The organism is Streptomyces calvus (assembly GCF_006782915.1).
GTDB lineage: Bacteria > Actinomycetota > Actinomycetes > Streptomycetales > Streptomycetaceae > Streptomyces > Streptomyces calvus.
Genome location: NZ_VCNP01000045.1, coordinates 30,382 through 44,171 on the forward strand (window position 1 = coordinate 30,382; position 13,790 = coordinate 44,171).

Annotated in this window: 11 protein-coding genes; 7 read left to right on the forward strand and 4 right to left on the reverse strand. The window is 72.8% G+C overall.

Annotated elements, in window-relative coordinates:
• Nucleotides 1-21: 21 nt before the first annotated feature.
• Both FGW31_RS22095 and FGW31_RS22100 read right to left on the reverse strand, forming a co-directional pair.
• Nucleotides 22-1,953 carry an acetyl/propionyl/methylcrotonyl-CoA carboxylase subunit alpha gene (locus tag FGW31_RS22095; protein WP_142195310.1) on the reverse strand — a complete coding sequence of 644 codons (1,932 nt, stop codon included), beginning with the start codon at nt 1,951-1,953 and terminating at the stop codon, nt 22-24.
• A gap of 26 nt (nt 1,954-1,979) precedes the next feature.
• Complete coding sequence (locus tag FGW31_RS22100) at nt 1,980-3,596, reverse strand: carboxyl transferase domain-containing protein (protein ID WP_142195212.1); 1,617 nt, start codon at nt 3,594-3,596, stop codon at nt 1,980-1,982.
• Nucleotides 3,597-3,683: 87 nt separating this feature from the next.
• On the opposite strand from FGW31_RS22100, the gene FGW31_RS22105 reads away from it, so the two are divergent.
• The 4 genes from FGW31_RS22105 (at nt 3,684) to FGW31_RS22120 (ending at nt 6,822) form a co-directional block, all read left to right on the forward strand.
• Complete coding sequence (locus tag FGW31_RS22105; RefSeq protein ID WP_142195213.1) at nt 3,684-4,280, forward strand: SACE_7040 family transcriptional regulator; 597 nt, start codon at nt 3,684-3,686, stop codon at nt 4,278-4,280.
• A gap of 126 nt (nt 4,281-4,406) precedes the next feature.
• Nucleotides 4,407-5,564, forward strand: coding sequence for an acyl-CoA dehydrogenase family protein (locus FGW31_RS22110; RefSeq protein WP_142195214.1), 1,158 nt, complete (start codon nt 4,407-4,409; stop codon nt 5,562-5,564).
• Between the two features lie 35 nt (nt 5,565-5,599).
• Nucleotides 5,600-6,472, forward strand: a complete 873-nt coding sequence (gene tesB / locus FGW31_RS22115) for an acyl-CoA thioesterase II (RefSeq protein ID WP_142195215.1) — start codon at nt 5,600-5,602, stop codon at nt 6,470-6,472.
• Nucleotides 6,473-6,561: 89 nt separating this feature from the next.
• Nucleotides 6,562-6,822 carry a hypothetical protein gene (locus FGW31_RS22120; protein WP_142195216.1) on the forward strand — a complete coding sequence of 87 codons (261 nt, stop codon included), beginning with the start codon at nt 6,562-6,564 and terminating at the stop codon, nt 6,820-6,822.
• Between the two features lie 84 nt (nt 6,823-6,906).
• On the opposite strand, the gene FGW31_RS22125 is transcribed toward FGW31_RS22120, so the two are convergent.
• On the reverse strand, nt 6,907-7,695 hold the full coding sequence (locus FGW31_RS22125; protein ID WP_142195217.1) for a phosphatase: 789 nt from the start codon (nt 7,693-7,695) through the stop codon (nt 6,907-6,909).
• A 203-nt stretch (nt 7,696-7,898) separates the two neighbouring features.
• The gene (locus FGW31_RS22130) at nt 7,899-9,356 is read right to left on the reverse strand and encodes a helix-turn-helix domain-containing protein (RefSeq protein WP_182674754.1); all 1,458 of its coding nucleotides are present in this window, start codon (nt 9,354-9,356) and stop codon (nt 7,899-7,901) included.
• A gap of 183 nt (nt 9,357-9,539) precedes the next feature.
• Here FGW31_RS22130 and FGW31_RS22135 point away from each other — a divergent pair, with 183 nt between their 5' ends.
• From FGW31_RS22135 to FGW31_RS22145, 3 genes are read left to right on the forward strand one after another with little or no spacing between them, the layout of a single operon-like run.
• Nucleotides 9,540-11,006 (forward strand): sodium:solute symporter family protein, encoded by a 1,467-nt coding sequence (locus FGW31_RS22135; RefSeq protein ID WP_142195219.1) that lies wholly within the window; start codon nt 9,540-9,542, stop codon nt 11,004-11,006.
• 57 nt (nt 11,007-11,063) lie between these two features.
• Nucleotides 11,064-12,032 (forward strand): agmatinase, encoded by a 969-nt coding sequence (gene speB / locus FGW31_RS22140; RefSeq protein WP_142195220.1) that lies wholly within the window; start codon nt 11,064-11,066, stop codon nt 12,030-12,032.
• Nucleotides 12,029-13,714, forward strand: a complete 1,686-nt coding sequence (locus FGW31_RS22145) for a thiamine pyrophosphate-binding protein (protein ID WP_142195221.1) — start codon at nt 12,029-12,031, stop codon at nt 13,712-13,714. Before speB ends, FGW31_RS22145 begins: the two co-directional genes overlap by 4 nt.
• Nucleotides 13,715-13,790: the final 76 nt, after the last annotated feature.

Sequence of the window (13,790 nt, forward strand, 5' to 3'; positions counted from 1 at the left end):
GCAGGCCCAGGTCCGTGGTGTTCACGCCGTCTCCTCCTCCACGGGCGCGATGACCGCGAGCACCTGGTCCATGGCGACCGTGGTGCCCGGGGCCACGTCCAGTTCGGTGACCGTGCCGGCGTGCGGGGCGGAGATGACGTGCTCCATCTTCATCGCCTCCACCACGAGCAGGCTCTGACCGGCGCTCACCTCGTCGCCGACGGCGACCTTCACCACCGTCACCGTGCCGGGCATCGGCGCGGTCAGCGAGTCGGCGCCCGCCTGCCCGGCCCGGGTGAGGGACGCGGCGACCGGGTCGTGGTCGCGCACGTGCCAGGCGTCGCCGTCCCGGCCGAGCCAGTCGGCGGCGCGGTGGAAGGTGTGCCGGACACCGTCCAGCGTCACCGACACGCTGTCGTCGGTGACGGTGTGGGTGCCGCGCGGCGTGTGCTCCACCGGGTCGGTGACCCGCAGGTGGAAGACGGCCGGCTTCGGCGTGCCGCCCAGGCGCCAGCCGTCCGGCACCGAGAACGGGTCCGTCCAGCCGTCACCGCGCGGACGCAGCGCGTCCAGGCGTACGGCCGCGGCGGCCTCGTACACCTCCTCGGGCACCTCGGTGGAGACCAGCGAGTCCGCCTCCCGCTCCACCAGCCCGGTGTCCATGTCGCCGCTCACCACCGCCGGATGCGCCAGCAGCCGCCGCAGGAACCCGGCGTTGGTCTGCACGCCCAGCGTCACCGTCTGCGCGAGCGCCGCCCGCAGCTTGCGCAGCGCACTCGCGCGGTCGGGACCGTACGCGATCACCTTGGACAGCATCGGGTCGTACAGGCTGCCGACCTCGGTGCCCTCGCTCAGCCCGGAGTCCGTGCGGATGCCGTCGCCCTCGGGCTCGCGCAGCCTCAGCACCGTGCCGCCGGACGGCAGGAAGCCGCGCGCCGGGTCCTCGGCGCACAGGCGCGCCTCCACCGCGTGACCGGTGAGCGTGATGTCGTCCTGCGCGAACGCCAGCGGCTCGCCCGCCGCCCCCCGCAGCTGCCACTCCACCAGGTCCAGCCCCGTCACCAGTTCGGTGACCGGGTGCTCCACCTGGAGCCGCGTGTTCATCTCCATGAAGTAGTACGACGACGGGTCGGTGCCCGGGACGATGAACTCCACCGTGCCCGCGCCCCGGTAGCCGCAGGAGCGGGCCGCCTGCACCGCCGCCTCGCCCATCGCCGCCCGGGTCGCCTCGTCCAGCAGGACGCTGGGCGCCTCCTCGATGATCTTCTGGTGGCGGCGCTGCAGCGAGCACTCGCGCTCGCCGAGGTGCACCACGTTGCCGTGGCCGTCCGCCAGGACCTGGATCTCGATGTGCCGGGGCCGGTCGATCCACCGCTCCACCAGCAGCGTGTCGTCGCCGAAGGAGGCGCGGGCCTCGCGCCGCGCGGCGGCGATCTCGTCGGCCAGCTTCCCGGCGTCCCGCACCAGGCGCATGCCCTTGCCGCCGCCGCCCGCGGACGGCTTCAGCAGCACCGGCATGCCGATCCCGCGGGCCGCCTCGGCCAGTTGCGCGTCCGTCAGACCGCTGCCGCTGGAACCGGGCACGACCGGGACGCCGGCCGCCTGCACCGTCTCCTTCGCCCGGATCTTGTCGCCCATCAGGGCGATCGCGTCCGCCGGCGGACCGATGAACACCAGCCCCGCCTCGGCGCACGCCCGCGCGAAACCGGCGTTCTCGGCGAGGAAGCCGTACCCGGGGTGGACCGCCTGCGCGCCGGTGCGGGCGGCGGCCCGGAGCAGCCGCTCCACCGACAGGTAACTCTCCGCCGCCGGCGCCGGACCGATCCGTACGGCCGTGTCGGCCTCGCGGACGTGCCGGGCGTCGGCGTCCGCGTCGGAGTACACGGCCACCGAGCGCACGCCCATCGACCGCAGCGTGCGGATGACGCGCACGGCGATCTCGCCCCGGTTGGCCACCAGCACTGTCTCGAACATCTGAGCTGCCATCGTCGTCGGTCCCCTCACATCCGGAAGACGCCGAACTGGGGGTCGCCCAGTGGCGCGTTGGCGCACGCGGTCAGGGCCAGGCCCAGGACCTGCCGGGTCTCCAGCGGGTCGATCACGCCGTCGTCCCACAGGCGGGCCGTCGCGTAGTAGGCGTTCCCCTGGCGCTCGTACTGGGCGCGGACCGGGGCCTTGAAGGCCTCCTCGTCCTCCGCCGGCCACTCCTCGCCGCGCGCCTCCAACTGGTCCCGCTTGACCGTCGCGAGGACCGAGGCGGCCTGCTCGCCGCCCATCACCGAGATCTTGGCGTTGGGCCACATCCACAGGAAGCGCGGTGAGTAGGCCCGCCCGCACATCGAGTAGTTGCCCGCGCCGTACGAACCGCCGACCACCACCGTCAGCTTCGGCACGCGCGTGCAGGCGACCGCCGTGACCATCTTCGCGCCGTGCTTGGCGATGCCGCCCGCCTCGTAGTCCCGGCCCACCATGAAGCCCGAGATGTTCTGCAGGAACACCAGCGGGATGCCGCGCTGGTCGCACAGCTCGATGAAGTGCGCGCCCTTCTGCGCCGACTCGGAGAACAGGATGCCGTTGTTGGCGACGATCCCCACCGGGTGGCCGTGGATCCGCGCGAAGCCGGTCACCAGGGTCTGCCCGAACTCCGCCTTGAACTCGGCGAAGCGGGAGCCGTCCACGACCCGCGCGATGATCTCCCGCACGTCGTAGGGCGTGCGGGAGTCCACCGGCACCGCGCCGTACAGCCCGGCCGGGTCGACCTTCGGCTCCACGGCCGGCTCCACCCGCCACGGCAGGGCGCCGCGCGCGGGCAGCGTGGAGACGATGGTGCGCACGATCCGCAGGGCGTGCGCGTCGTCCTCCGCGAGGTGGTCGGTCACGCCCGACACCCGCGAGTGGACCTCGCCGCCGCCCAGCTCCTCCGCCGTGACCACCTCACCGGTGGCCGCCTTCACCAGCGGCGGACCGCCCAGGAAGATCGTGCCCTGGCCCCGGACGATCACCGCCTCGTCGCTCATCGCCGGGACGTACGCCCCGCCGGCCGTGCACGAGCCGAGCACCGCCGCGATCTGCGGGATGCCCGCGCCGGACATCCGGGCCTGGTTGTAGAAGATCCGCCCGAAGTGGTCCCGGTCCGGGAACACCTCGTCCTGCATCGGCAGGAAGGCACCGCCGGAGTCCACCAGGTAGACGCAGGGCAGGCGGTTGTCGAGGGCCACCTCCTGCGCGCGCAGGTGCTTCTTCACGGTCATCGGGTAGTACGTGCCGCCCTTGACCGTGGCGTCGTTGGCGACGACCACGCACTCCCGGCCGCTCACCCGGCCGATCCCGGCGAGCACGCCGGCCGCCGGCGCCTGCCCCTCGTACATCCCGTCGGCCGCCAGCGGAGCCAGCTCCAGGAAGGGCGAGCCGGGGTCGAGGAGGGCGTCCACCCTCTCGCGCGGGAGCAGCTTCCCGCGCGCGGTGTGCCGCGCCCGCGCCTTCTCGCCGCCGCCGAGGGCGGCCGCGGCCAGCTTGCCGCGCAGCTCCTCCACGAGCGCGCGGTGCGCCTCCTCGTTGGCCCGAAAGGCCTCCGACGCGGGATCTGCCGCGCTGTGAAGCTCCGGTGCCTCATGCATCCTGCGGGTCCCCTCACCTTGTTAATGAGCGTTAACGCATTTCCTCCAGGTTAACGACCGCTAACCTCGCTGTCTAGAATCGTCTCCATGGCCACCAGAACCGACGCCCCCACCCGCCGCGAGCAGATCCTCAAGGAGGCCGCCCGGCTCTTCGCCGAGCGCGGCTTCCACGGCGTCGGGGTCGACGAGATAGGCGCCGCCGTCGGCATCAGCGGCCCCGGGCTCTACCGGCACTTCGCGGGCAAGGACGCGATGCTCGCGGAGCTGCTGGTCGGGATCAGCGACTCGCTGCTGACCGGCGCGAAACGACGCCTGGAGGAGGCCGACGGAGGCGCCCCCGAGGCGGTCCTCGACTCGCTGATCGAGGGGCACATCGACTTCGCGCTCGACGACCGCCCCCTCATCACCCTGCACGACCGGGAGCTGGACCGCCTCCGGGACAGCGACCGCAAGCTGGTCCGCCAGTTGCAGCGGCAGTACGTCGAGCTGTGGGTCGGCGTGGTGCGCGAGCTGTACCCGGAGCTGGCCGAGCCGGCCGCCCGCTCGGCCGTGCACTCGGTGTTCGGGCTGCTCAACTCCACCCCGCACCTGACCCGCCCCGGCTCCCTGCCCGGCCGCGCGGGCACCGCCGAGCTGCTGCACCGGATGGCGCGTGGGGCGTTCGCGGCGGCGGGCACGTCCTGACCGGGCCGTGACCCCGGCGGAGTGACGAGCGTTACGGGCCACCGGCTCTGGACGGCTGTGGATACTCGCCGGTACCTTTGTCTGAGCAAGCGCTTAGACATGCCCATGGTTCCTGGAGGTGGCGGAGTGCGCCGGACGGTTTTCAACGAGGATCACGAGGCGTTCCGGGAGACGATCCGCGCCTTCATCGAGGCCGAGGTCGTCCCCGTCTACGACGAGTGGTTCGCGGCGGGCCAGGCGCCCCGCGACTTCTACTACAAGCTCGGTGAACTGGGCGTCTTCGGCATCAGCGTGCCGGAGGAGTACGGCGGCGCCGGCATGGACACCCACAAGTTCGAGGCCGTCCTCTACGAGGAGACCGCCCGCGCCGGCGTGCAGTTCGGCGGCTCCGGCGTGCACGTGCTGCTCGCGCTGCCCTACATCAAGATGCTCGCCACCGACGAGCAGAAGAAGCGGTACCTGCCGAAGTTCGTCACCGGCGAGGAGATGTGGGCCATCGCGATGACCGAGCCGGGCACCGGCTCCGACCTCGCGGGCATGAAGACCACCGCGAAGCTCAGCGAGGACGGCACGCACTACGTCCTCAACGGCGCCAAGACCTTCATCACCGGCGGCGTCCACGCCGACAAGGTGATCGTCTGCGCCCGCACCGCCGCACCCACGGCCGAGGACCGCCGCCACGGCATATCCCTGTTCGCCGTCGACACCAAGTCCGAGGGCTACTCCGTCGGCCGCAAGCTGGACAAGCTGGGCCTGAAGACCTCCGACACCGCCGAGCTGGCGTTCGTCGACGTCAAGGTCCCCGTCGAGGACCTGCTCGGCGAGGAGAACAAGGGCTTCTACTACCTCGGCCACAACCTGGCCTCCGAGCGCTGGGGCATCGCCTTCGGCGCCTACGCCCAGGCCAAGGCCGCCGTCCGGTTCGCCAAGCAGTACGTGCAGGAGCGCACCGTCTTCGGCAAGCCGGTCGCCCACTTCCAGAACACCAAGTTCGAACTGGCCGCCTGCCAGGCCGAGGTGGACGCCGCCGAGGCAGTCGCCGACCGCGCCACCGAGGCCCTGGACGCCGGCGAGCTCACCCCCGCCGAGGCCGCCTCCGCCAAGCTGTTCTGCACCGAGGTCGCGCACCGCGTCATCGACCGCTGCCTCCAGCTGCACGGCGGCTACGGCTACATGAACGAGTACCCGATCGCCCGCCTGTACGCGGACAACCGGGTCAACCGCATCTACGGCGGCACCAGCGAGATCATGAAGACGATCATCGCGAAGGACATGGGCCTGTAAGCCCCGCGACATCCCTGCCGTATACAACCGACCTCATGAGTCAGGCACTACAGGACCTCCTCGATCTGCTCGACCTGGAGCAGATCGAGGAGGACATCTTCCGCGGCCGGTCCCGTTCCGCCGTCGTCCCGCGCGTCTTCGGCGGGCAGGTCGCGGCGCAGGCGCTGGTCGCCGCCGGGCGCACCGTCCCCGAGGACCGGCCCGCCCACTCCCTGCACGCGTACTTCCTGCGCCCCGGCGACCCGGGCGCGCCGATCGTCTACACCGTCGACCGGATCCGCGACGGACGGTCCTTCACCACCCGCCGCGTGGTCGCCGTCCAGCACGGGAAGCCGATCTTCCACCTCTCGGCGTCCTTCCAGACGTACGAGGAGGGCCTGGACCACCAGGAGCCGATGCCGCCCGCACCGGACCCGGCGGCGCTGCCCACCTCCGAGGAGCGGCTGCGCGGCTACACCCACCTCGACCCCGAGGTCGTGGACCGCTTCCTGGAGGCCCGCGCGGCGGTCGACCTGCGGTACGCCGACGAGCCGCCCTACGGCCGCTTCGGCGAGCCCCGCGAACCCCACTCCCAGGTGTGGTTCCGCACCAACGGCAAGCTCGCCGACGACCCGCTGCTGCACGTCGTCCTCGCCACCTACGTCTCCGACATGACGCTGCTGGACTCGGTCCTCCTCGCGCACGGCCGCGGCGGCTGGGCGGTCGGCGACGTGGTGGGCGCCTCCCTGGACCACGCGATGTGGTTCCACCGCCCGTTCCGCGCCGACGAGTGGCTGCTGTACGACCAGCAGTCCCCGTCGGCCCACGGCGGCCGGGGCCTGGGCCAGGCCCGCATCTACACCCAGGACGGCCGCCTCGCCGTCTCCGTCATCCAGGAGGGCGTGGTCCGCGTCCCGCGCGCCCCGTAGTGAGGCGAGCCTCCCGGAATCGGGAGAAGTGATCTGCGGTGCTCCTGGGCAGTGATCCACCGATGTCCCGTCATCGACAAGGGGGAAACGTGCCCACCACCGCGAAGGACCTGGTCGACGAACTCGTAAAACAGCGCGACGCCCAGCGGAAGAACAAGAGGGCACCGGCGCCCCACCCCGACACCATCGCGTTGCTCCACGCCGATGCCCAGATCGCCCTGGCACGGAGCAACGTGGAGCTTGCCGAGGCCGTACGGGCCTGCACCGAGGCCGCCGACAAGAACAACGGGGCGCTCAAGGATGCCGTAGCCGCCCTGACGGCCAAGGTCGCCGAACTCGCCAAACGCTGACGAGGACGGTTGCGCCCCGGTCGGATCCGGCCGGGGCACAGCCCGGTGCCGACCGGGCGCGAGCATCGATGGTGATCCGGCGGTCTAGCCGAGCCCGGCCTCCGTCAGCAGGTAGGCCGTCATCGGGTCGTAGTGGCGGGGGCTGGTGACGTGGTCGTCGAGGGGCACGGTCACCTGGACGGTGCCCTCGGCCTCGGCGAGGAAGAGGGCCGGGTCGTTGCAGTCGGCGTAGCCGACGGAGTCGACGCCGTGCTGTCCGGCGTAACCGGCCCAGCCGTGGTCGGCGACGACCAGGTCGGGCAGCGGGCGGCCCTCGCGTTCCAGCGCGGTCAGGATCGCCTTCATCGGCTCACCGGAGTGCGTGTGCCACAGCGTCGCGCCGTGCTCCAGCACCGCCACGTCCGCGAACTGCATCACATAGCCCTCGTCCGTGGCGAGCCCGTCCGGGATGACCACGATCTCGCAGCCGGCGGCGCGCAGCGCGGCGGCCGTCGCCCGGTGCACGTCCAGCAGGCCACCGGGGTGGCCGGTGGCGAACAGCACCCGCTGCTGCCCGTCCGCCGCCTTGCGCAGCCGTCCCGCCATGCGTTCCAGACCGGCGACCGTGAGTTCCGGGTCGATGGTGTCCTGCCCGTACCGGTGCTCGGGGTCGTCGTTGACACCGACCCGCTCCGCCATCACCGCGAGCACGTCCTGCTCGTCGGTCCAGCGGTCGCCGAGTTCCAGGCCGAGCCAGTAGTGGCGGTCGCCGTTCGCCAGTTTGCGGTAGTGGGAGAGGTTGTTCTCGCGCGGCGTGGCGACGTCGCCCGCGATGCGCGTGGCGACGAGGTGTTCGACGAGTTCGGCTCGGCTGGGTGTCCCGGATATCGGCATGCCCCCCATTGTGGAGCAGCACCCGGTGCGCGTCCCCGGCGTATCGCCCCCTGGGACGTGCGTCACGTACTCAGCCGGCTCCGTACGGATACTCAGTCGCGGAGCCCCGGTCCTCAGGGGTGGAGGTCCGGTCCTCGGGTGCGGAGGGTCGGTCCTCGTCGGTCCTCGGGTGCGGAGCCGGCTCCTCGGGGGCGGCGCGGGCCTCAGGTGCGGCGCAGCGCGAACCACAGCTCCATCCGCACGTCCGGATCGTCCAGGTCCGCCTCCAGCAGCGCCGCGCACCGCGCGATCCGCTGCCGCACGGTGTTGCGGTGCACCGACAGCGCCACCGCCGTACGGTCCCAGCTGCCGTGCAGGGACAGCCAGGTGCGCAGCGTCTCGGTGAGCGCGGGACCGTCCGCCAACGGCGCGAGGAGCGCCCGCGCGTGGGCGTCCGCGTCGTGCGGCGGAACCAGGTCGGTGAGGGCGGGCCGGGAGCCGTGCCGGACCAGCGGGGTGCGGGTGGCGCGGGCCCGGGCCAGGGCGCGGGCGGCCTGCGTGTCGGCGTCCGGCCACTCGTGCGCCGCGACGGCCGCGCTCACGCCGAGCGTCCAGCCCGGCAGCGCCTCCACCTCCCGACCGCCCGGCACCAGCACCCGTACCGCCTCACCGAACGGGTCCACCAGCGCCGACCCGAGCGCCGCGCCCAGCGCCGACGCGGCCACCGGGTCCGGGGCCGGCCCGTCCGGACGGGCGTGCACCACCCGCCACCGCTCGGCGCCGAGCAGCGGCGCCACCTCCTCGGGCGGCGTCCCCAGCAGCAGCCGTACGAGCGCCGAGGAGCGGGCCGCGCCGGTGCCGCTCTGCTGCTCACCGGTGAGCAGGGACAGCAGGACGGCCGCCACCGAGGTGATGGTGTGGTCTCCCGCCTCCCGCTGCGGCGCGGCGACGGCGAGCACGAAGCCCCGCCCGTGGCCGAGCGCGTGCGCGACCAGCCGGGTGCCGGCGACGGTGTCGCTCGCGGAGGCGGGCCGTCCGGCGCCGGGGCGCACCACGTCCCCCAGGTCGGCCAGCGCCTCCCGGACCTCCGCGCCCGGGTCCGGCCCCGCACCGGCGAGTTCCGTGCCCTCCGGCCCGTACAGCACGGCCCGGCCGCCCAGCCGGCGCGCCAGCTGGCCCAGGACGGAGGGGACCGGGTCGGGGCGGGCGGCGGCGGTGGCCAGGCCCTGCTGGGCCTCCGTGACGCGGCGCAGCTCCGCCAGGCGGGCCTGCGCCATCAGCTGCCACACGGCGCGCGCCACCTTCGAGAACGTGGTCCGCGGCGGCACCTCCAGCAGCGGCAGCCCGTGCATCTCGCACGCCTCGACGAGCGCCGCGGGCACCGTGTCGTGCACCGGTGCCACACCGAAGCCGAGGGCCGCGCCGCCCGCCGCGACGATCCGTGAGACGTACGCGTCGAAGTACCCGGCGCCCGCCCCCTGCGGGATGTGCACGCCCGCCGTCAGCAGCAGCTCACCGCCAAGGAGGTACGGGTACGGGTCCGCCATCTCGGAGGTGTGCGCCCAGTGCACGGCGATGCCCGGGTCGTCGGGTCCCGCGATCCGGCGCAGGCCGAGGTCCGCGCGGGCCAGCAGGGCGTCCAGGGGCACCGGCGGTGTCGGCGGGACCGTGGGGTCCGGCATGGATGTTTCCTCCATCCCGTTCGGCCGGCATGGATGAAACGTACACTTCGCAGTCGCTTTTCGGCCACCTAGTGTCGGGTCGACCGGCGGCCACGGGTACGGGCGGATGTCCCCGTGAGGCGCTGCCGGACGGCACGTTCCCCTGCACGACACGCCACCGACCGTGCGCGAAGGAGGCCCCGCATGGCCGTCGACTACCTGGTCATCGTCGTCTATCTGGCCGGCATGCTGGCCATGGGCTGGTGGGGCATGCGCCGCGCCAAGTCCAAGAGCGAGTTCCTGGTGGCGGGCCGCCGCCTGGGCCCCGCCATGTACTCCGGCACCATGGCCGCCATCGTCCTCGGCGGCGCGTCCACCATCGGCGGCGTCGGTCTCGGCTACCAGTACGGGCTCTCCGGCGCCTGGATGGTGTTCACCATCGGCCTCGGCCTGCTCGCCCTGAGCGTCTTCTTCTCCGCGCGCATCGCCCGCCTGAAGGTGTACACCGTCTCCGAGATGCTCGACCTGCGCTACGGCGGCCGGGCGGGCGTCATCTCCGGTGTCGTCATGTGGGCGTACACGCTGATGCTCGCGGTCACCTCGACCATCGCCTACGCCACGATCTTCGACGTCCTGTTCGACATCAACCGCACCCTGGCGATCGTCCTCGGCGGCTCCATCGTGGTCGCCTACTCCACGCTCGGCGGCATGTGGTCGATCACGCTGACCGACATGGTGCAGTTCGTCGTCAAGACGATCGGTGTGCTGCTCCTGCTGCTGCCCATCGCCGTCGTCAAGGCGGGCGGCTTCGGCGAGATGCGGGCCCAGCTGCCCACCGCCTACTTCGACCCGCTGGGCATCGGCGGCGAGACCATCTTCACCTACGTGCTGATCTACACCTTCGGCATGCTGATCGGGCAGGACATCTGGCAGCGGGTGTTCACCGCGCGCAGCGACCGCACGGCCCGCTGGGGCGGCACCGTCGCCGGTACCTACTGCCTCGCCTACGCCCTGGCCGGCGCCGTCATCGGCACCGCCGCCAAGGTCCTGTACCCGAAGCTCGCGAGTCCCGACGACGCGTTCGCCACCATCGTCAAGGACGAACTGCCCGTCGGGGTCCGCGGACTGGTATTGGCCGCCGCCCTCGCCGCCGTGATGTCGACGTCCTCGGGCGCGCTGATCGCCTGCGCCACCGTCGCCAACAACGACATCTGGTCGCGGCTGCGCGGCATCGTGCGCCCGTCCGGCGGGGAGCACGACGAGGTGAAGGGCAACCGTGCCTTCATCCTGCTCATGGGCCTGGCCGTGATCGGCACCGCCATCGCGCTGAACGACGTCGTGCAGGCGCTGACCGTCGCCTACAACCTGCTGGTCGGCGGTCTGCTCGTGCCGATCCTCGGCGGGCTGCTGTGGCGGCGGGGCACCGCGCAGGGCGCGCTCGCCGCCGTGGCCGTCGGCGGGCTGGCCGTCGTCGGCCTGATGGCGGCCCACGGCATCCTCGCCAACGAGCCCGTCTACTACGGCCTGTCGGCGTCCTTCGCCGCCTACGTCGTGGTGTCCCTGGCGACCCGGCCCACCGACGCGGCCGTCCTGGCCGCCTGGCGCGAACGCCTCGCCGGACGCGCCCCCGCGATCGAATCCCCGTCCGAACAGATTCCCGCTGCCCAGTAGAGTCATCCGGGCAAGCAGTGCATACGCGATGAAGCGTAGGAAAGAAGGCAGTTCCCCATGAGCAGCAACGAGTCGCCCCGCGGCCCCGTCGACTCCTCCCGCGTCCCGCGGTACGCCGGCCCCGCGACCTTCGCCCGGCTGCCCCGCCTGGACGAGGTCGGCCGCGCCGATGTCGCCGTGGTGGGCGTGCCGTTCGACTCGGGTGTCTCCTACCGGCCGGGCGCCCGCTTCGGCGGCAACGCCATCCGGGAGGCGTCCCGGCTGCTGCGCCCCTACAACCCGGCGCAGGACGCCTCGCCGTTCGCCCTGGCGCAGGTCGCGGACGGCGGCGACATCGCCGTCAACCCGTTCAACATCAACGAGGCGGTGGAGACGATCGAGGCGGCCGCCGACGACCTGCTCGGCACCGGCGCCCGCCTGATGACGCTCGGCGGCGACCACACGATCGCGCTGCCGCTGCTGCGGTCGGTCGCCAGGAAGCACGGCCCGGTCGCCCTGCTCCACTTCGACGCCCACCTCGACACGTGGGACACCTACTTCGGCGCCGAGTACACCCATGGCACTCCGTTCCGCCGGGCCGTGGAGGAGGGCATCCTCGACACCTCCGCGCTCTCCCACGTCGGCACCCGCGGCCCGCTGTACGGCAAGCAGGACCTCACCGACGACGAGAAGATGGGCTTCGGCATCGTGACGTCGGCGGACGTGTACCGCCGGGGCGCCGACGAGGTCGCCGACCAGCTGCGGCAGCGCATCGGCGACCGCCCGCTGTACATCTCCATCGACATCGACTGCCTGGACCCGGCCCACGCGCCCGGCACCGGCACGCCCGAGGCCGGCGGCATGACGTCCCGCGAACTGCTGGAGATCCTGCGCGGTCTGGCCTCCTGCAACCTGGTCTCGGCGGACGTCGTGGAGGTGGCTCCCGCGTACGATCACGCCGAGATCACCTCGGTGGCCGCCTCCCACACGGCGTACGAGCTGACCACGATCATGTCCCGTCAGATTGCCGAGGCCCGCGCGAAGTGACCCACGACCACGACCTGGTGCTCCGTCCGACGCCCGCCCAGACGGAGGCCGCGCTGCATCCTCCTCCCGGCCGCAACGGCGGTGACCTGGTCGTGGAGACCCTGGCCGGGCTCGGCGCGACGACCGTCTTCGGCCTGCCCGGCCAGCACGCCCTCGGCATGTTCGACGCGCTGCGCCGCTCGGACCTGCGGTATGTCGGCCTGCGGGTGGAGAACAACGCCGCCTTCGCGGCGGACGCGTACGGCCGGATCACCGGCGAGGCGGCCCCGCTGCTGCTGTCGACGGGGCCCGGCGCGCTGACCTCGCTGGCCGCGTTGCAGGAGGCGGCGGCCGCCTCCGCCCCGGTGCTGGCGATCGGCAGTCAGGTCCCGACGGCCGGCCTGGGCGGCGGCCGCCACGGCTATCTGCACGAACTGCCCGACCAGGCGGCCTCGTTCCGCGGCGTGGTGAAGTCGGTGCACACGGTCCGTACCGCGTCGCAGATCCCGTCGGCGATCGCGGCGGCCTGGAAGTCGGCGCTGACCGTCCCGCACGGCCCCGTGTGGGTGGAGATCCCGCAGGACGTCCTCCTCGCGGAAACGGTGCTTCCGGTGGTGACGGCCATGGACGCCACCCCCGACGAGCTGCCCCCGCGCCCCGAACTCACCGCGCTCGCCGCCCACGTGCTCGCCCACGCCGAACGTCCCGCGATCATCGCGGGCGGCGGCGTGGTCCGCTCGGACGCGTCGGGGAAGCTGAGGCAGCTCGCGGAGCGCGTGCAGGCGCCCGTCGTCACCACGCCGGGCGGCAAGGGCGCCTTCCCGTGGACCCATCCGCTGTCGTTGCAGTCCTGGCTGGAGGACCGCCACACCACCGACTTCCTGGAGGACGCCGACGTCCTGCTGGTCGTCGGCTCCGGCCTCGGCGAACTCTCCTCGAACTACCACACGTTCAAGCCGCGCGGCCGGGTGATCCAGATCGAGGCCGACCTCGGCAAGCTGGAGTCCAACCATCCCGGCATCGGCATTCACGCCGACGCGCGCCTCGCCCTCCAGGCGCTGCTGGAGACGGTCGGGCCCCGCGCGGACGAGTCGGCTCCGCAGCGGGTCCGCGCGCTGCTGGCGAAGGTCGCCGACCGCATCGCCGCCCAGGAACTCACCCTGGAGCAGCAGGTCCTGACGGCCGTCCGGCGTGCTCTGCCGGACGACTCCCCGTCCTTCTGGGACATGACGATCCTGGCCTACTGGGCCTGGTCCGCCTTCGACGCCAAGGGCCCCAACCGCCTGCACTCCGCGCAGGGCGCGGGCGGTCTCGGCTACGGCTTCCCGGCGGCCCTCGGCGCCGCGGCCGCCGACCCGACCCGCCCGGTCCTCGCGGTCTCCGGTGACGGCGGCGCCCTGTACTCCGTCGCGGAGCTGGCCACGGCCCGCCAGTACGGCCTGGACGTCACCTGGCTGATCGTCGACGACGGCGGTTACGGCATCCTCCGCGAGTACATGACCGACGCCTTCGGCGAGCCCACGGCGACGGAGCTGACGCGCCCCGACTACGTGGCGCTGGCCGAGTCGTTCGGGGTCCCGGGCGTCCGTACGACTCCCGAGACCCTGGAGGCCGATCTCGCCCGGGCCCTGTCGGCGCCCGGGCCCCGGGTGGTCGTGCTCCCCGCCGTACTGCGGATGTTCGCGCCGACCCACCTGGGCTGAGGACCACGGGCCCGGTACGTGGCCGGGCCGCCGTCCGCGGTGCGTGACGGAGCCGCCGTCCTCGGTGCGTGGCCGA

What these genes read in the sequence shown, in the direction of transcription:
- FGW31_RS22095 (WP_142195310.1), bottom strand. Translation starts at nt 1,953, where the DNA reads ATGTTCGAGACAGTGCTGGTGGCCAACCGGGGCGAGATCGCCGTGCGC.
- speB (WP_142195220.1), top strand. Translation starts at nt 11,064, where the DNA reads ATGAGCAGCAACGAGTCGCCCCGCGGCCCCGTCGACTCCTCCCGCGTC.
- FGW31_RS22135 (WP_142195219.1), top strand. Translation starts at nt 9,540, where the DNA reads ATGGCCGTCGACTACCTGGTCATCGTCGTCTATCTGGCCGGCATGCTG.
- FGW31_RS22130 (WP_182674754.1), bottom strand. Translation starts at nt 9,356, where the DNA reads ATGCCGGACCCCACGGTCCCGCCGACACCGCCGGTGCCCCTGGACGCC.
- FGW31_RS22125 (WP_142195217.1), bottom strand. Translation starts at nt 7,695, where the DNA reads ATGCCGATATCCGGGACACCCAGCCGAGCCGAACTCGTCGAACACCTC.
- FGW31_RS22105 (WP_142195213.1), top strand. Translation starts at nt 3,684, where the DNA reads ATGGCCACCAGAACCGACGCCCCCACCCGCCGCGAGCAGATCCTCAAG.
- FGW31_RS22100 (WP_142195212.1), bottom strand. Translation starts at nt 3,596, where the DNA reads ATGCATGAGGCACCGGAGCTTCACAGCGCGGCAGATCCCGCGTCGGAG.
- tesB (WP_142195215.1), top strand. Translation starts at nt 5,600, where the DNA reads ATGAGTCAGGCACTACAGGACCTCCTCGATCTGCTCGACCTGGAGCAG.